At 72.5% G+C, this 16,723-nt stretch carries 15 protein-coding genes; 7 read left to right on the forward strand and 8 right to left on the reverse strand.

Going from position 1 to position 16,723, the window contains the following annotated elements:
* Window positions 1-122 precede the first annotated feature (122 nt).
* Window positions 123-1,478 carry an MmgE/PrpD family protein gene (locus ACZJYS_RS01450; RefSeq protein WP_493175375.1) on the reverse strand — a complete coding sequence of 452 codons (1,356 nt, stop codon included), beginning with the start codon at window positions 1,476-1,478 and terminating at the stop codon, window positions 123-125.
* Between the two features lie 133 nt (window positions 1,479-1,611).
* Here ACZJYS_RS01450 and ACZJYS_RS01455 point away from each other — a divergent pair, with 133 nt between their 5' ends.
* Window positions 1,612-2,400 carry an SDR family NAD(P)-dependent oxidoreductase gene (locus ACZJYS_RS01455; protein ID WP_493175377.1) on the forward strand — a complete coding sequence of 263 codons (789 nt, stop codon included), beginning with the start codon at window positions 1,612-1,614 and terminating at the stop codon, window positions 2,398-2,400.
* 27 nt (window positions 2,401-2,427) lie between these two features.
* Here ACZJYS_RS01455 and ACZJYS_RS01460 read toward each other — a convergent pair whose 3' ends face one another.
* The gene (locus tag ACZJYS_RS01460; protein ID WP_493175378.1) at window positions 2,428-3,240 is read right to left on the reverse strand and encodes an N-acyl homoserine lactonase family protein; all 813 of its coding nucleotides are present in this window, start codon (window positions 3,238-3,240) and stop codon (window positions 2,428-2,430) included.
* A gap of 67 nt (window positions 3,241-3,307) precedes the next feature.
* Here ACZJYS_RS01460 and ACZJYS_RS01465 point away from each other — a divergent pair, with 67 nt between their 5' ends.
* Complete coding sequence (locus ACZJYS_RS01465; protein ID WP_493175380.1) at window positions 3,308-4,342, forward strand: LacI family DNA-binding transcriptional regulator; 1,035 nt, start codon at window positions 3,308-3,310, stop codon at window positions 4,340-4,342.
* Window positions 4,343-4,451: 109 nt separating this feature from the next.
* Complete coding sequence (locus ACZJYS_RS01470; protein WP_493175382.1) at window positions 4,452-5,348, forward strand: NAD(P)-dependent oxidoreductase; 897 nt, start codon at window positions 4,452-4,454, stop codon at window positions 5,346-5,348.
* A gap of 72 nt (window positions 5,349-5,420) precedes the next feature.
* Here ACZJYS_RS01470 and ACZJYS_RS01475 read toward each other — a convergent pair whose 3' ends face one another.
* Both ACZJYS_RS01475 and ACZJYS_RS01480 read right to left on the reverse strand, forming a co-directional pair.
* Window positions 5,421-6,389, reverse strand: coding sequence for a Bug family tripartite tricarboxylate transporter substrate binding protein (locus ACZJYS_RS01475; RefSeq protein ID WP_493175384.1), 969 nt, complete (start codon window positions 6,387-6,389; stop codon window positions 5,421-5,423).
* A 309-nt stretch (window positions 6,390-6,698) separates the two neighbouring features.
* Entirely contained in the window at window positions 6,699-7,154 is a 456-nt protein-coding gene (locus ACZJYS_RS01480) for an Lrp/AsnC ligand binding domain-containing protein (protein WP_109517120.1), read from the reverse strand.
* Between the two features lie 140 nt (window positions 7,155-7,294).
* Between ACZJYS_RS01480 and putA the strand changes: the two genes are divergently transcribed.
* The 3 genes from putA to ACZJYS_RS01495 all read left to right on the forward strand — a co-directional run bounded on the left by putA (window position 7,295) and on the right by ACZJYS_RS01495 (window position 13,282).
* Window positions 7,295-10,954 carry a bifunctional proline dehydrogenase/L-glutamate gamma-semialdehyde dehydrogenase PutA gene (putA, locus tag ACZJYS_RS01485; protein ID WP_493175386.1) on the forward strand — a complete coding sequence of 1,220 codons (3,660 nt, stop codon included), beginning with the start codon at window positions 7,295-7,297 and terminating at the stop codon, window positions 10,952-10,954.
* Between the two features lie 303 nt (window positions 10,955-11,257).
* A complete protein-coding gene (locus ACZJYS_RS01490) occupies window positions 11,258-12,574 on the forward strand; it encodes an outer membrane beta-barrel protein (protein WP_109517122.1) in 1,317 nt (438 codons plus the stop codon).
* A 111-nt stretch (window positions 12,575-12,685) separates the two neighbouring features.
* Window positions 12,686-13,282: a polysaccharide biosynthesis/export family protein gene (locus ACZJYS_RS01495; RefSeq protein ID WP_109517123.1), complete on the forward strand. Its 597-nt coding sequence runs from the start codon at window positions 12,686-12,688 to the stop codon at window positions 13,280-13,282.
* 94 nt (window positions 13,283-13,376) lie between these two features.
* On the opposite strand, the gene ACZJYS_RS01500 is transcribed toward ACZJYS_RS01495, so the two are convergent.
* From ACZJYS_RS01500 to ACZJYS_RS01515, 4 genes are all read right to left on the reverse strand, one after another.
* A complete protein-coding gene (locus ACZJYS_RS01500) occupies window positions 13,377-14,132 on the reverse strand; it encodes a DUF1217 domain-containing protein (protein WP_109517124.1) in 756 nt (251 codons plus the stop codon).
* A gap of 9 nt (window positions 14,133-14,141) precedes the next feature.
* Entirely contained in the window at window positions 14,142-14,579 is a 438-nt protein-coding gene (locus ACZJYS_RS01505; RefSeq protein WP_493175389.1) for a flagellar biosynthesis repressor FlbT, read from the reverse strand.
* Complete coding sequence (locus tag ACZJYS_RS01510) at window positions 14,576-14,947, reverse strand: flagellar biosynthesis regulator FlaF (protein WP_109517126.1); 372 nt, start codon at window positions 14,945-14,947, stop codon at window positions 14,576-14,578. Before ACZJYS_RS01510 ends, ACZJYS_RS01505 begins: the two co-directional genes overlap by 4 nt.
* A 112-nt stretch (window positions 14,948-15,059) precedes the next feature.
* A complete protein-coding gene (locus tag ACZJYS_RS01515; RefSeq protein ID WP_493175391.1) occupies window positions 15,060-15,983 on the reverse strand; it encodes a flagellin in 924 nt (307 codons plus the stop codon).
* Between the two features lie 328 nt (window positions 15,984-16,311).
* Here ACZJYS_RS01515 and ACZJYS_RS01520 point away from each other — a divergent pair.
* Window positions 16,312-16,723, forward strand: a 412-nt coding sequence (locus tag ACZJYS_RS01520) for an Hpt domain-containing protein (RefSeq protein ID WP_493175392.1), incomplete at its 3' end; no start/stop codon positions are given.

Below are 16,723 nucleotides of genomic sequence, written 5' to 3' on the forward strand. Positions count from 1 at the left end.
TGAGAATAGTGGAGGGCGGCGGGCAAAAGCAACCACCCCCTGGCCTTCCCCGCCCGCCGCGCCCGTGGCTCCGGCCGCCGGCCAGCGCGGCAGGACGCGCCCGGACCGCCGCGGAGGCGCCGTCATCTGGGCGAGGCGGCCGCCGCGAAGCCGCGCATCAACCCAGCCATATCGGGGTTGTCCTCCAGCGACCAGAGCAGCCCGATCTGCTCCTCCGCCCGTGCCGCCATGCCGGCCAGGCTGGCGTTGGCGCGGTACTTCGCCTCCAGCTCCGCATCCGTGAGCGGCTGCCCCTCGCTGCCGCGCGGTGCCGTCACGGTGATGCTGCGCTCCTCCCCGCCGCCGGTGCGCAGCGTGACACGCGCCGCGCCGCGCGGCAGCCCGTCGTCCAGCACCGCCCGCACCCTGCCGCGCAGCGCCGCCACGGCGGGGTCCCGCACCGCCGCGAGGGAGAACGCCGCCGGCCCGGCCTCGCCCCGCGCCAGCACCACCGCCGCGGTGTGGTGGATGCTCACCCGCGCGTCGCGCTCGTTCCGCACGGGCCGGTCGCCGCGGTCGAGCAGGAGCTGGTTCCCGGCCACCACCACCTCGGCGATCGCCTCCCCCGGCACGCGCAGCGCCAGGCAGGCATCGATGAGGGCGTGGAAGACGATGCCGCTCGGGTAGGGCTTGTAGGTGTTGCGCGCGAATTCCCAGCGGGTGCCGAGCCCCCCGGTGACGCGGCGGAGATCGGGGGCGTCGCCCATGGCCCGCGCCCAGCCGAGCGGCCCCTCGATGGCGGCCGGCGCGGCGCCATAGCCGGCCTGGGCCAGGAGCGCGGCCAGCAGGCCGTTGCGCGCCGCATTGCCCATGCCGACATTCTTGGCCGCGCTCGGCAGGTTCTCCACCAGCCCGGCCGACTGGCTGGCGGCGATGCCGAGCGCCGCCCAGCATTGCGCGGCGTCCAGCCCCAGCAGCCGGGCGCAGCCCGCCGCCGCGCCGAACACGCCGCAGGTGGAGGTGATGTGCCAGCCCCGTGCATAATGCCCGGGCGAGACGGCACAGCCGAGGCGGCATTCCACCTCGGCGCCCAGCAGGAAGGCATGCAGCACCGCCTTGCCGCCCAGGCCGCGCTGCTCGGCCAGGGCCAGCAGCGGCGGCGCCACGGGGGCGGTGGGGTGGATCACCGTCTCCAGATGCGTGTCGTCGTAATCCAGCAGGTTGGCGGCGATGGTGTTGACAAAGGCGGCGCCCATCGCGTCCAGCCGCTCGGCGCGGCCGATCACCGTGGCATGGCCGCCGCCCGAGAAAGGCGCCATGACGCGCAGCGCCGTCTCCACCGCCGGGTCACGCGCCACGCCCAGCGCGCCGCCGAAGAAGTTCAGCAGGGCACGCCGGCCCTCATGCCGCAGCGAGGCGGGAATCTCCTCCCAGCGCGAGGCCGCGATGAACCGGCCGAGGATCTCGCCGGCATAGGGAGCGTGCCCGTCTCCACCCATGATGATCCCCCCGCTGCGGGCCGCGCCGCCGGGAGGCGCAGGCCCTTCCCGCGCTCTCCCCGGCTTGCCCTCGGCTTATGTTACCGATATCAAGCCTGGACCATCCGGGAGGCACGGTCAATTGCGGCAGCGCGTGCAACAGGACGGCGCAGGCACCGGCCGGCGCCGCGCCCTCGTCACCGGCTCGACCGGCGGGCTGGGCCTGGCCGTGGCCGGTGCCCTGGCGGCCATGGGATGCGACATCGTCCTGCACGGCCTGCTCGCGGAAGGGCCGGCGGCGGAGCTGTGCGGCGGCCTGTCCCGGCGGCACGGCGTGGCCGTGCGTTACCACCGGGCGGACCTGGCCGACGCCGCCGCCATCGCCGCCATGATGGCCGAGGCGGGCGAAGTCGACATCCTCGTCAACAACGCGGCGACCCGGCATTTCGCCCCGATCGAGGCGACGCCGCCGGAGGATTGGGAGGCGGATCTGGCGGTGAACCTCACCGCCGCCTTCCATACCATCCGCCTTGCCCTGCCGGGGATGCGGGCACGGGGCTGGGGCCGGATCGTCAACATGTCCTCGATCTACGGGCTGGTCGGCGCCACAGACCGTGCCGGCTATGTCGCCACCAAGACGGCGCTGATCGGCCTCACCCGCGCCGTGGCGCTGGAGACGGCGCGGCAGGGCATCACCTGCAACGCCCTCTGCCCCGGCACCACGCTGACCCCGGGCATCGAGGAGCGCATCCGCGCCGCCATGGCCGGCGGCGCCCTGGACCGGGCCGCGGCTTCCAGCCACATCCTGGCCGGCAAGCAGCCGAGCGGCCGCTTCATCGCCGCCGAGGCGGTGGCCGGGCTGGTCGCCTTCCTCTGCAGCGAGGCGGGCCGCGACCTGACCGGCGCCGCCCTGCCGGTGGATGGCGGCTGGTCCGCCACATGAAGCGCGCGACCAGCCGCCCGCGCCCCGCTATGCCGGGCGGGGCACGGCGTCCAGCCGGGCCACCATCCCCTCCAGTCCCGGTGCGGAGGCCGGGTAGCGCTCCAGCACCAGGGGGTCGTGGCCGGGGATGATGTGGTCGGGCGAGCTGGCCAGGCGGTGCAGCGTGTCGTAGCCCTCCAGCATCTGCGCCACGTCGGCGACGATGGGGAAAGGCCGGCGTTGCTGGAGGTTGGCGTAGAAATGCGTGGCATCGGAGGCCAGCACCACCCAGCCGCGCCGCGTGCGCACGCGCATCACCTGCAGCCCCAGCGAATGCCCGCCGACATGGTGCAGGCTGATGCCGGGCGCCAGCTCCACGCTGCCGTCATGGAAGCTGGCGCGGCCGGCGAAGACGCGGTCCACCATCGCCTTCACGTCCGCAGCCTCGAAGGGCGCGCGCAGCAGGCCGTGGCACATGCAGCGCCCGGTGCAGTAGGCCATCTCCCGGTCCTGGATGTGGTAGCGGGCGGCGGGGAACATGTCGTGGTTGCCGGCATGGTCGTAATGCATGTGGGAGAGCACCACATCGGCCACGCCGCCGGCCTCGATGCCGATGCGCCGCAGCCCCTCGGCCGGGGTGCAGAGCAGCCGCCGCCCGCGCCGCGCCGCCACCTCGGCGCTGAAGCCGGTGTCCAGCACGAAGCTGCGCTTGCGGCCGACCACCGCCCAGACGAAATAGTCGAGCGGCATCGGCGCGTTGTCATGCGGGTCGCCGCCGAAGAAGTTCTCATGCGCGGGCCGGTCGTGCCGCGCGTATTTGACGGCATGGATCTCGTAGGTGTCTTCGTCATGCTCAGCCATTGCTGGTCGTTCCTTCCCTGCCCGGCCGGAGATCGCCGGGCGATGACACAGGCCGGGGCGCCGCGCCGTGCCGGATGATGGCGGCGATGCCGCCGGGCCGCCCCCGGGCGGGGTGCGGATGCGGGACGTGGCGCAGCGCGCCGGCGTCTCCACCATGACCGTCTCCCGCGTGTTGAGCGACCCCGGCAAGGTCTCCGCTGAGGTGCGCCAGCGCGTGATGGCGGCGATCGAGGCCGCGGGCTACGTGCCGAACCGGCTGGCGGGCAGCCTCTCCTCCCGGCATTCGCGGGTCATCGGGCTGATCGTGCCGAGCCTGGAGAACTCGCTGTTCGCGCCGACCATCCAGGGCATCTCGGAGGTGCTGCGGCGCAACGGGTATCAGCTCATGGTCGCCGATTGCGGCGGCAGCGACGCCGAGGAGGAGGCGCTGGTCACCGCCTTCCTGGCGCAGCGCGTGGCGGGGCTGGTGCTGCACAACACCCGCCACACCGCGGCGGCACGGGCCATGATCCGCCGCGCCGGCATCCCCGTCGTGGAGACGGGCACGCTGACGCCGAAGCCGCTCGACATGGTGGTGAGCTACTCCAACCACGAGGCCTCGCGCGCCATGACGCTGCACCTGCACCGGCTGGGCTACCGGCGCATCGGCTTCGTCAGCCTGCCGGCGGCCGGCAACAACCGGGCCCTGGCGCGCCAGGGCGGCTACCGTGCCGCGCTGGCCGAGGCCGGGCTGCCGCCGGAGCCGCGGCTGATGCTGGAAATGCCGCCCGGCCTGCCCTCCGGCGCCGAGGCGGTGGTGCGGCTGGCGGAAGGTCCGGTGCCGGCCGATGCCATCTTCTTCGCCGGCGACGTGCTGGCGGTCGGCGCCCTGTTCGAGTGCCAGCGGCGCGGCTGGGCGGTGCCAGGCCGCGTCGGCATCGCCGCCTTCGACAACATCGAGATCCTGGGCCAGATGGTGCCACCCATCACCACCCTGCGCCTGCCGCGCGCCGAGATCGGCCGCCGCGCGGCGGAGATCCTGCTCGACCGCATCCAGGGCCGGTCGGCCGGGCCGGTGCGGGTGGATCTGCGCTTCGAGATCATCCAGCGCGCCAGCACCTGAACCAGAGATGGCGGTTTTGATGATACCGGTATCATGATTCGGCTTGTGCGCTGCCCGGACGCTGCCTAGACCCGGACCAGGGGCCGGCACGGCCCAGGGAGGACGCAGGATGTCGAAGCCGGTTCTGGGCTTTGTCGGGCTGGGGCAGATGGGCAGCCGCATGGCGCTGCGCCTGCTGGAGGCCGGGTATCCGCTGGTGGTGTGCGACACGGCGGAGACGGCGCTGGCGCCGCTGCTGGCCCGGGGCGCGCGCCGCGCCGCCACCCCCGCCGCGCTGGCCGACCAGTCGGACATCGTGCTGGGCAGCCTGCCGACGCCGGAGGCGGTGCAGGCGGTGGGGCTGGGCCCGCAGGGGCTGCTGCACGGCCAGAGGGCGCGGCGCTTCATCGACCTGTCCACCACCGGGCCGCGCATCGCCCGCCAGGTGGCCGGCGCCTTCGCCGCGCAGGGCCGCGTCGCCCTCGACGCGCCGGTGAGCGGCGGCATCACCGGCGCCGAGCAGGGCGCGCTGGCGCTGATGGTCTCGGGCCCCCGCGCCGAATTCGCGGCGCTGGAGCCGGTGCTGCGGGTGCTGGGGCGGCCCTTCTTCTGCGGGGAGGAGGCCGGCCAGGCGCAGGTGATGAAGCTGTGCAACAACCTCCTCGCCGCCGCCACCCTGGCGATCTCCTCGGAGGCCATCGTCATGGGCGTGAAGGCCGGGCTGGACCCGGCCCTGATGTGCGAGGTGATCAACGCCAGCAGCGGCCGCAACAGCGCGACGCAGGACAAGTTCCCCCGCGCCGTCATCCCCCGCAGCTTCGACTTCGGCTTCGCCACGGGGCTCTCGCACAAGGATGTGCGGCTCTGCGTGGACGAGGCGGAGGCGATGGGCGTGCCGATGGTGGTGGGCAGCGCGGTGCGGCAGATGCTGGCCGTGACCAGCGCTTCCTTCGGGGCGGAGAGCGACTTCACCTCCATCGTCAAGGTTGTGGAGCAGTGGGCGGGGGTGGAGGTGCGCGCCCGCTGAGGCGGCGCCGGCCAGGATCAAGGTGCCAGGGAGGGTAGCCAGGGAGGGTCCCCTCCCCGGCCGGGCGGGCCCTCATTCCAGCCGGATGTTCAGGTCGCGCACCACCGAGGCCCAGCGCGCCGCGTCCTGCGCGATGAACCGGCCCGTCTCCTCCGGCGAGGTGGCAGCGGGGATGGCGGCCTGGCCGCGGAACGCCGCGCGCAGCGCGGGCGCGGCCAGCGCCTCGGCCATCACCGTGGCGAGGCGCTGGGCGATGGAGGCGGGCATACGCGCCGGGCCGAGAAGGCCGAACCAGTTTCCGCTCTCCACCGGCACGCCGAGCCCGATCATGGTGGGCGTGTTCGGCAGCAGGTCGAGCCGCTCCGCCGCGCCGAGCGCCAGGATGCGCGCCTTGCCGTCGCGCGCCAGCGCCTCGGCCGGGCCGGCATTGAGGAACATGCAGTCCACCTGCCCGCCGAACACGGCGGTGCTGGCGGGCGCGGCGCCGGTGAACGGCACATGCAGCATCTGCAGCCCCGCCTGCTGGGCCAGCGCCTCCATCGCCAGATGGGAGGTGCTGCCGATGCCCCAGGAGGCGAAGCTGACCTGCCCCGGCCTGGACCGCACCAGCCCGAGGAAGCCGGCGAGATCCTCCGCCCCCAGCCCCGGCCGCAGGATCAGCGCGAAGGGCCCGCGCGCGAACAGCGTGACGGGCGTGAAATCCGACACCGCGTTGTAGGCCAGCCTCGGGTAGATGAGCGGGTTGATCGCGTGCGTCTCGGCATTGGCCAGGATCAGCGTGTGCCCGTCGGGCGCGGCGCGGGCCACGGCCTGGGTGCCCACCGCGCCATTGGCGCCGGGGCGGTTCTCGATCACCACGCTCTGGCCCAGCGCGGCGGAGAGCGGCTGCGCCAGAATGCGGATCAGCACATCCGCCAGCCCTCCCGCATTCCAGGGCACGACGACGCGCACCGGCTGCTCCGGATAGGCGGCCAGGGCGGGGGCGGCCAGCGGCAGGGCCGCGGCCGCCCCCAGCAGGGTGCGGCGGCTGATGGGAGCCATGGGATCGTTCCTCGCGCGGTGGGTCTTGCTTGGCGCCATCCTCGCGCAGAACCAGATTGTCGGACAAGAATTTTTGTTATCGATACCACGCGCCTCCAGAGGCGGGGCCGGGGAGCCGGGGGAGAGCGGCGCCATCCTGCGGGCCGGCGGGCGATCGCCGCCCCGCGGCGGCCGGCCCGGGCGATATTCGCAGCCAGAGGCGCGCCACCCATTCTTACGGCCTGGCCGTAGCCCCGCCCGGCGTGGCACGCGCAGCAGGGGGAACGGCCGGTGGAATCATCCGGCCGGAACGGGCGGCTCCGGCCCCGCTCAGAGCGGCAGCGGGCCGTCGCTCTTCACCTCTTCCATCACGGCATAGGTGCGTGTCTCCCGCACGCCGGGCAGGGCCAGCAGGACATCCCCCAGGAAGCGCCGGTAGGCCGCCATGTCCTGCACCCGCGTCTTCACCAGGTAGTCGAAGCCGCCGGCCACCATGTGGCATTCCAGCACCTCCGGCGCCCGGTTCACCGCCGCGGCGAAGCGGGTGAAGACATCCGGCGTCGTCTTGTCGAGCAGCACCTCGACGAAGACGAGCAGGCCGAAGCCGAGCCGGTGCGGATCCAGCCGCGCCCCGAAGCCGGTGACGACGCCCTCCTTCAGCAGCCGCCGCATCCGCTCGCTGGTGGCGGTGGGGGAGAGGCCGATCCGCTCGGCCAGTTCCAGATTCGTGATCCGGCCCTCGCGCTGGAGAACGGAAAGGATCATGCGGTCTGTACGGTCCATCATCCGAAGCTTTCACTATCAACCCGGCTCCGTGGCGCCGATCATGCTGCCCAATCGCCGAAAGCCGCGTGTCGATCAACCCAGCGCGGCGGTAGGATCGGCTCCTCCGGCTCCCGGGCCCTGTGCTGCCGAAAGACCGCATGATGAGCGCTGAATCCCTGCCAACACCCTTCCTCGCCCTGGCGGAGGGGCTCCCCACGCAGGGGCCGCTGCGTGACGCCGTCACCGCCGCCTACCGGCGGCCGGAGCCGGAGTGCCTGCCGCCCCTGCTGGCCGCCGCCGCCCTGCCGCCGGCTCAGGAGGAACAGGCCGCCGCCCTGGCGCGGCGCCTGGTGCAGGCCCTGCGCGGCAAGCCGCGCCAGGGCGGGGTGGAGGCGCTGATGCAGGAATTCTCGCTCTCCAGCCAGGAGGGCGTGGCACTGATGTGCCTGGCCGAGGCGCTGCTGCGCATCCCCGACACCGCCACGCGGAACGCGCTGATCCGCGACAAGATCGCGGGCGGCGACTGGCGGGGGCATCTCGGCCATTCCGGCTCGCTCTTCGTCAACGCCGTCACCTGGGGGCTGGTGGTGACGGGCCGGCTGGCCGCGCCGGAGGGCGAGGCGGGGCTCGGCGCCAGCCTGACCCGGCTGCTCCGCCGCGCCGGCGAGCCGGCCATCCGGCACGGCGTCGATCTCGCCATGCGGATGCTCGGCGAGCAGTTCGTCACCGGCCAGACCATCGCCGAGGCGCTGGCCAACAGCCGGGCGCGGGAGCGGCAGGGCTTCCGCTACTCCTACGACATGCTGGGCGAGGCGGCGGCGACGGCGGAGGACGCCGCCCGCTACCTGCGCGACTACGAGGCCGCCATCCATGCGATCGGCCGCGCCTCGGCCGGGCGCGGCATCCAGGAGGGGCCGGGCATCTCCATCAAGCTCTCGGCGCTGCACCCCCGCTACAGCCGCGCGCAGCGCGGGCGGGTGATGGCGGAGCTGCTGCCGCGCGTGGCGGGGCTGGCCGTGCTGGCGCGGCGCTACGACATCGGCCTCAACATCGACGCCGAGGAGGCGGACCGGCTGGAGCTGTCGCTCGACCTGCTCGAGGCGCTCTGCCACGACGACAGGCTGGCGGGGTGGGACGGCGTCGGCTTCGTGGTGCAGGCCTACCAGCGCCGCGCGCCCTACGTGATCGACTTCGTCATCGACCTCGCGCGGCGCACGGGGCGGCGGATGATGGTGCGGTTGGTCAAGGGCGCCTACTGGGACAGCGAGATCAAGCGCGCCCAGCAGGACGGGCTGGCGAGCTTCCCCGTCTTCACCCGCAAGATCCACACGGATGTCTCCTTCCTCGCCTGCGCGCGGCGGCTGCTGGACGCGCCGGAGGCGGTGTTCCCGCAATTCGCCACGCACAATGCGCGGACGCTGGCCGCCATCCACGCCATGGCCGGGCCGGAGCGCTACCGGCCGGGCCAGTACGAGTTCCAGTGCCTGCACGGCATGGGCGAGCCGCTCTACGAAGAGGTGGTCGGCCCGGCGAAGCTGGACCGGCCCTGCCGCATCTACGCGCCGGTCGGCACGCATGAGACGCTGCTGGCCTATCTGGTGCGCCGGCTGCTGGAGAACGGCGCCAACAGCTCCTTCGTGAACCGCATCCACGACGCCCGTGTGCCGGTGGAGGCGCTGGCGGCGGACCCTGTCGCCGCCGCCGCCGCCCTCGTCCCGCCCGGCCGGCCGCATGACGGCATCGCGGCGCCGCCGGACCTGTTCGGCGCGTCGCGGCGCAATTCCGCCGGGCTCGACCTCTCGGACGAGCACAGCCTGGCCGCGCTGGCCCGCACGCTGCGCGCGGGCACGGCGCCGTTGCGGGCCGCGCCGGTGCCGCCCGCTGAAGGGCCTGAGGCCGCCCCGCCGCGCCCCGTGCGCAACCCCGCCGATGGGCGGGACGTGGTGGGCCATGTGGCCGAGGCGACGCCGGCCGCGGTGGAGGCCGCCCTGGCCCGCGCCGCCGAGGCCGCGCCGGGCTGGGCGGCGCTGCCCGCCGCCCGCCGCGCCGACTGTCTGGACCGCGCCGCCGGGCTGATGGAGGCGCGCCTGCCCGCCCTCCTCGGCCCGCTCGTGCGGGAGGCGGGCAAGTCGCTGCCCAACGCCGTGGGCGAGGTGCGCGAGGCGGTGGACTTCCTCCGCTACTACGCCGCCCAGGCGCGGGAATTCGGCGGCGGGACCCACCGGCCGCTCGGCCCCGTCGCCTGCATCTCGCCCTGGAACTTCCCGCTGGCCATCTTCACCGGCCAGGTGGCGGCGGCGCTGGCGGCGGGCAATGCCGTGCTGGCCAAGCCGGCGGAGGAGGCGCCGCTGACCGCCAGCCTTGCCATCGGCCTGCTGCACGAGGCGGGCGTGCCGCCCGAGGCGGCGCAGCTCCTGCCCGGGGATGGCGCGGTGGGCGCCCGGCTGGTGGCCGACCCGCGCGTGCAGGGCGTGATGTTCACCGGCTCCACCGATGTGGCGCGGCTGATCCAGCGGCAGCTCGCCGGGCGACTCGGCGCCGATGGCCGCCCTGTCCCGCTGGTCGCCGAGACGGGCGGGCAGAACGCGATGGTGGTGGACAGCTCCGCCCTGGCCGAGCAGGTGGTGGCCGATGTGCTCGCCTCGGCCTTCGACAGCGCCGGGCAGCGCTGCTCCGCCCTGCGCCTGCTCTGCCTGCAGGAGGAGGCGGCGGACCGCATCCTGGCCATGCTGAAGGGCGCTATGGCGGAGTTCTCGGTCGGCAATCCGGACCGGCTTTCCACCGATGTCGGGCCCGTCATCAGCGAGGCGGCGCGCGCCGGCATCGTGGCGCATGTCGAGGCCATGCGCGGCAGGGGGCACGCCGTGCACGCACTGGCGCTGCCGGAGGACTGCGCGCGGGGCAGCTTCGTGGCGCCAACCCTGATCGAGATCGACCGGGTGGCGGCGCTGGAGCGGGAGGTGTTCGGCCCGGTGCTGCACGTGCTGCGCTTCCGCCGCGAGGCGCTGGGGGACCTCCTGCGGGACCTGCGGGCCACCGGCTACGCGCTGACCTTCGGCGTGCATTCGCGCATCGACGCGACCATCCGGCGGCTGGCGGAGCAGGCCCCGGCCGGCAACATCTATGTCAACCGCAACCAGATCGGCGCGGTGGTGGGGGTGCAGCCCTTCGGCGGGCACGGGCTTTCCGGCACCGGCCCCAAGGCCGGCGGGCCGCTCTACCTGCGCCGGCTGCTCGCCGCCTGCCCGGCCGCGATGGGATTGCCCGAGGGCAGCCTGCCGGAGCCGGCGCGGCTCTGGCGCGAATGGCTGGGCGGTCGCGGCCTTCCGGTGCCCGACACGCCGGCGCCGCTGGCGCCGCCCCGCCTGCTGCCCGGCCCGGTGGGCGAGGAGAACCGCCACGGGCTGTACCCGCGCGGACCGGTGCTCTGCTGCGTCACGACCGAGGCCGGGCTGGCCCGGCTGGTCGATGCCGCGCTGATGGCCGGCAACACCGTCCGCCTGCTGGCCCCCGCCGCCTTGCAGCCCTCCCTGCCGGAGCCGCTGCGCGCCTGGATCACCCCTGCCGCCATGCCGGACCCCGCCGGCTGCGCCGCCGTGCTGCACGAGGGCGACGAGGCCGGGCGGCTGGCCCTGTGCCAGGCCGCCGCGGCCCTGGAAGGCCCGCTCGTCCCCGTGCTCGCCGCCGGGCCCGGCGGCAGCCTGCCGCTGGAGATGCTGGTGGTGGAGCGTTCCGTCAGCATCAACACCACCGCGGCCGGCGGCAATGCCAGCCTCATGACGCTGGGCGACGGCCCGGGGAGCGGCGGCCTGGAGTCGTGAAGCGGGCCGGGCGGTGACGCGGCAGGGCCACAGCGGGCCGGAAAGCGCCGCCGCCGCGGCGCCGGCCCGCTCCATGGCCTTGCCAGCCCCCCGCTTCCGCGACAGGGTGGGCGTTGCCCCAGGGACGCAGCCTTCCGGAAAAGCGCAACTCCGCGCTATCCGCCGCTTAGAAGGCGAAGAGAAGGCTTGATCTGAGCCGATTCCGTGAAAAAATGTTGCGCCGTTTCCACAATGGAGCGGTGCCACGGCCGAATTGAAGTTGGGATCGCTCCGATGCCTCCAAAGAACACGTTCCGGACTGCCATGGGAGAGGTCGCAACGATCCGCGCCGCCGCGAAGGGCGGTGTGAGCCGGCGCCGCCGCCACGCCGCCCTGGGCCTGCTGTGCCTGCCCGGCCTGATGGCCCTTGCACCGCTGGAGGCCGCCGCCCAGACGGCGACGATCGGCCCGGAGGCCACGGCGCGCGGCGTCACCGTGATGACCCGCCAGCGCCCCGACTACGACCCGGCCGGCGTGCGCCTCAGCGGCTTCCGCATCGACAGCTCGCTCGAAGCCGGGCTGGGCTACGACGACAACCTCCAGCCCGGCCGCCAGGACGAGAAGGGGGACGCGTTCTTCACCGAGACGCTGAACGTCTCGGCCAACAGCTTCTGGACCCGCCACGCGCTGGGCCTGACCGCGTCGCAAACCTCCCGGCAGCATTTCCGCGAAAGCAGCCTGAACTGGAACGACTATACCGTGGGCGTCAACGGGCGCTACGACATCGGCCGTGCCTCCTCGGTCTTCGGCCGCTACAACTACCAGCGCGCGCATCTCGACGTTGACAATTTCGACGTGCAGGAGGGCGGCTTCAGCCGCCCCGTTCCCTACGACCAGCACATCTTCGAGGTGGGCGGCGTCGCCGCCTTCAACCGCCTGTCGCTGAAGCCCTCGGCCGAGTACCGGATGATCCGCTACGAGGACCGTATCAGCGGCGAGCAGCGGGAGATCAACTCCAGCAACGACTACAGTTCGCTGCAGGGCGAGCTGGAGGCCGATTACAGCGTCGTCGAGGGCCGCCACCTGCTGGGCCTCGTGCGGGTGCAGGACATCGCCTACGAGCGCAGCGAGCAGCGCGGCCGCGACTCCTTCACCTGGGAGGCGCAGGCCGGCTTCCAGTACGATTTCACCGGCCTCTGGCAGGCCCGCTTCACCGCCGGCTACCGCGAGCGCAGCTACGACGACCCGACGCTGAAGAACCTGTCCGGCCCCGCCTTCGAGGGCCAGCTGATCATGGTTCCCTCGCAGCTGACGACAGTGACCTTCGCGCTGCAGCGGACCATCGAGGAATCCATCCGCGCCAGCAATGTCAGCTACACGCGCACCCTCGGCCGCGTCACGGTGGACCATGAGTTCCTGCGCAACGTCATCCTGACGGGCGAGCTGCGGGCGGAGCACCGCGACTACCCCGAGCGCGGCACCGTCACCGACGGCATCGCCCTGGTCGGCGCGCAGTACCTGATCAACCGCAACATGGCGCTGCTGGCCAGCTACCAGCACACCGAGCGGCTCGACGCGCCGGAAGGCGTGCGGGAATACGGTATCAACCAGTTCCAGGTGCGGCTGCGCTTCTCTTTGTAATGAATCTGGTACTCATCAACTATTGATCGAGCAGCGACCCATTTCTGCTTCGCTCAGGTTCGGTTCATCTGTAGAGCTTTGTCTCAGATTTCCAGATTCCGGGAGTGAGAAATGCCTCGTTCTGCTTTTTCGGTGAAAGGCTTCCGCGCAGGGCTGCGTGGCCTGGCCATGGGCGCCCTGCTCGCCCTGGCTGCCTGCGCGACGCCGGGCGCCGACCTCCCTCCCCTGCCGCAGACCGCCGCGGGCCCCTACAAGCTCGGCCCCGGCGATCAGCTTCGCGTCACCGTCTTCAATGACCCGCGCCTGACGGGCGAGTTCCGCATCACCGACACGGGCACCATCGCCCTGCCGCTGGTCGGCGCCATCCCCGTCTCGGGCCGCACCACGGGCGAGGCCGAGACGGCGATCGTGCGCAGCCTGCGCAGCCGCAACCTGTTCAACGATCCGTCCGTCGCCGTCGAGATCCAGGAATACCGCCCGGTCTTCGTGCTGGGCATGGTGGAGCGCGGCGGCCAGACCCCCTACCAGCCGGGCATGACGGCACTCGCCGCCGTGGCCGTCTCGGGTGGCTTCAACTACCGCGCCGTGACCGATTACGTGGGCCTGACCCGCATCGGCGCGGACGGCCAGCCGCGCGAGTTCCGTGCCGAGCGGCAGACCCTGCTGCAGCCGGGCGATGTGGTGACGGTGTTCGAGCGCCGCTTCTGATCATCGGCGGGGGAGGTGCCGCACCTCCCCCGGATACAAAGACGGCCCCGCCGCGCGCAACGCGGCGGGGCCGTCTTTGTATCCGCAGCGTGGCTCAGACGCTCAGGCTGAAGCCGTTGCTGGAGGCGGTGACCAGATAGCGCTGGATCAGCTTCTCGCGCTTCTTGGGGTCCGCCAGCTGCTCCGTGTCGAAGCGGGCGGAAAGGCTGCGCGCCTGCGCCTCCACCGATTGCAGCGCCAGCTCGCTGGGCAGCCCCGCCACGGTGGTGGCGACGCGGCGCATCACCTTGTCGCCCAGCACGGTGTAGATGTCGGGCTTGGTGTCCGGCCGGGCCTGGATGACCAGCGCATCCGCCACCACCTGGCTGCGGTCGGAGATGGCGGTGAGCCGCTTGTACTCCACCAGCCCGTCGGCGATCACCGCGCGGAACTCCGGGTCCTTCAGCTTGGCGAGACCATCCTTGGCGAAGCCGAGCTGCTCCGCCGCTCCGGCCCAGCGCGCATCCGGCAGTTGCCGGGCGAGCGAGTCCTTCTGCGTGGGGTCGGAGGTCAGCGCCTTGATGGCCAGCCCGGCGTTCTCCACCTGGTCGGCGAGGCCGAGGCCCTGCATCAGCACGCGCCGCGCCTCCGGGTTGCGCAGCAGCTCCTCGGGCGATTTCGCCTTGTCGATCGCCTTGAACAGCGTCGCCAGGTCGCGCTTGACCATGGGGTCGGCGCGCAGGCGCTCCGTCTCCTTGTCGGCGTTCTTCAGCGACTGGTTGTAGAAGGCCACCGTCTCGCCCGGAGACATGGCCGTGCTCGTCTCCGCCGCGCCGCCGAACAGCGTCAGCAGGTAGGGGTTCACGGCCATGGCGGCGGCTCAGCCCGCCACGGCGGCGAGGCCGAGCACCGCGTCGTCATGCGCGAAGAGGGTGCGCACGCGGCGCATCGCCTCCCAGCAATCGCTCGCCTCCAGGTCCGCGATGGCCTCGGCCAGCAGGCGGCGCGCCTTGGCGGAGGTGGTGGCGTCGGAATACTCGCCCGCCAGCCGCCGCGCTTCGGCGATATAGTCGGCGCGCTCATGCTCCTCGGCGATGTAGGCGGCCTGGATGGCGAAATAGACGCGCCGCGCCGGGGTGCGCGCCTCCTCCGGCGCCATGATCTGCTTGCCGAACAGGAAGCGGGCGCGGTTGGAGAGCATGACGCTGGTGCGCGTCTTGAACTGCAGTGCGGCGCCGTTGACCAGCATGCGGTCGCCCGCGCGCAGGTCCAGCACCAGCCGGCCCTGGCCGGGAGTGGCCTCCTGCCGGCCGCTCATGCCACGGCCGCCACGGCCGGGCGGGCGCGCAGGCCGGCGGCGAAATCGTCGCAGATATCGGCCAGGAACACGAGATCGGTCTCCCCGCCTTCGATGTCGCGCAGCGCGGCGGCGGCGACCGAGGCAATCAGGCCACGCAGCTCGCGCGGCAATTCGCAGGATTCGTGCAGCACCAGCGTCTGGAGCGTGGTGAACAGGCGGCGCGCATCGGCGCGGGCGCGCGTGAAGGCCAGGGGATCGCCGCTGGCGGCGGCCTCGCGCAGCCGGCCGGAGAGGATGGCGTAGACTTCCGCCTCCTGCTCGCGCAATGGCCGCGCGGCCTGCACGGCGCCATAGGCGCGCAGGGCCTGGGGATTTTGTGCGTACACGGTGCCAGCCTCTCGTTTTGACGGCTGGGGCCGGGCGGCCCCGTCTTGGCAGTGTGGCCGGGGGCCTTTTGGCCCCCGGCTGTTTCAGAGTCCTGTCAGCGCCGCGGCGCGATCAGCGGAACAGGCTCAGCAGGGAGGACGGCGCCTGGTTCGCCGTGCTCAGCGAGGTGGTGCCGAGCTGCTGGCGAATGGTCAGCGACTGCATGCGCGCGGATTCCTTGGCGAGGTCCGCGTCGATCAGCGCACCGAGGCCGGTCTCCAGAGCTTCCATCTTACTCTTGTTGTAGGAGACCTGGTTGCTGATCGCCTTGCTGTCGTTACCGTACTTGTTCAATGCGTCGTTGACGTTCTTCTCGACGAAGGCAAAGCCGCCAGCGGCATCGTTCTCAAGCGCAGTCTTCCAGGCGGCGGCCTGCAACGCCGCAGTGTTTTCCGTGGCCGGATCATAGACACCACCGGTCACCGGCGGCGTGGCCGCGGCGTCGTCCTTGACAGCGCTCAGGTCGAAGTTGCCTTGGTCCTGACCGGTCAGGTCGTAGGTCGCCAGCTTTTCGCTGCGCACCACCTTGAAGTTGGTGCCGGCGGCCGCCGTTGCGCCGTCCGCAGCAGCCGACGTCCCCAGCAGCGACGAGCCGTTGTAGCTGGAGTCGTTGACGAAGCTACCGACCTGCTGGCGCAGCTGGGCATACTGGCTCTCGTAGTTCGCACGCTCCTCGCCAACGATCTTGTCGTCGGCGAGCTTGGTCATCACCGACTTCACGTTGGAGAGGGTCTCGGAGATGCTCTTCAGGCCGGTCAGCGTGGTGTCGAGCAGGCCGGTCGCGCCGCCGAGCTGCTCGTTCGCGCTGGTCAGGCCCGCCACATCGCCGCGCACCTTCTGCGCCACGGCGAAAGCGGCACCGTCGTCCTTGGAGTCGGCGACGCGGTAGCCGGTGGAGATGCGCTTCTGGGTGACGTCCATCATGTCGTTGGTCTTGTTCAACGACTGCAGGGCCACCATCGCGCCGGCATTGGTGATGACCGAATTGAGGGCCATGGCTGAATTCCTGTTGTCCGACGCCGCCCAGTTTTCGGGCGGCGTGGCCAGCGCCCCTGCCTTTTGTGGAGCGGTCTGGCCGGATGGATGGTCGCCGCGCGGATCATCCGCCGCACCCTCCGTCTCCGCCCGGTCCTTGGGCGGCAGAGGAAGGCTGAGGTCGTTTTGCTAACCACATGTTGACGATCGCCGCGAAAGCAGGCGGCGCGTGGCGGAAATATTCCGGCCCGCCGACCGCTTTCCCACCGGCCGGGACAGAAGAGGTTAACAGACTGCCGGCAGACACGCCCCTCGACCGACCTCCAGCGGCAGCAGACGGATCAAGGGCGTGGACGACCTCATCGCGGAGTTCCTCACCGAAACCAACGAGGCGCTGGCCGAGCTGGACACCGCCCTGGTGCAGCTGGAACGCGCGCCGGATGGCGAGACCCTGGCCCGCATCTTCCGGCTGGTGCACACCGTCAAGGGCACCTGCGGCTTCTTCGGCCTGTCCCGGCTGGAGGGGGTGGCGCACGCGGCCGAGAACCTGCTCGGCCTCTACCGCGATGGCGAGCGGGCGGTGACGCCGGAAGGCGTCAGCGCCGTGCTGGCCTCGATCGACGCCATCCGCACCATCATGGCGGGCCTGGCCGAGACCGGCGCCGAGCCGCCAGGCGACGACGCGGCGCTGCGCGCCCGGCTGGAGGCGCTGGCCGCGCCGGAGGCCGGGGCTGTGCCGCCCGGCCCGGAGGCGCTCACGG

This window comes from Roseomonas sp. TS2 (genome assembly GCF_058833935.1).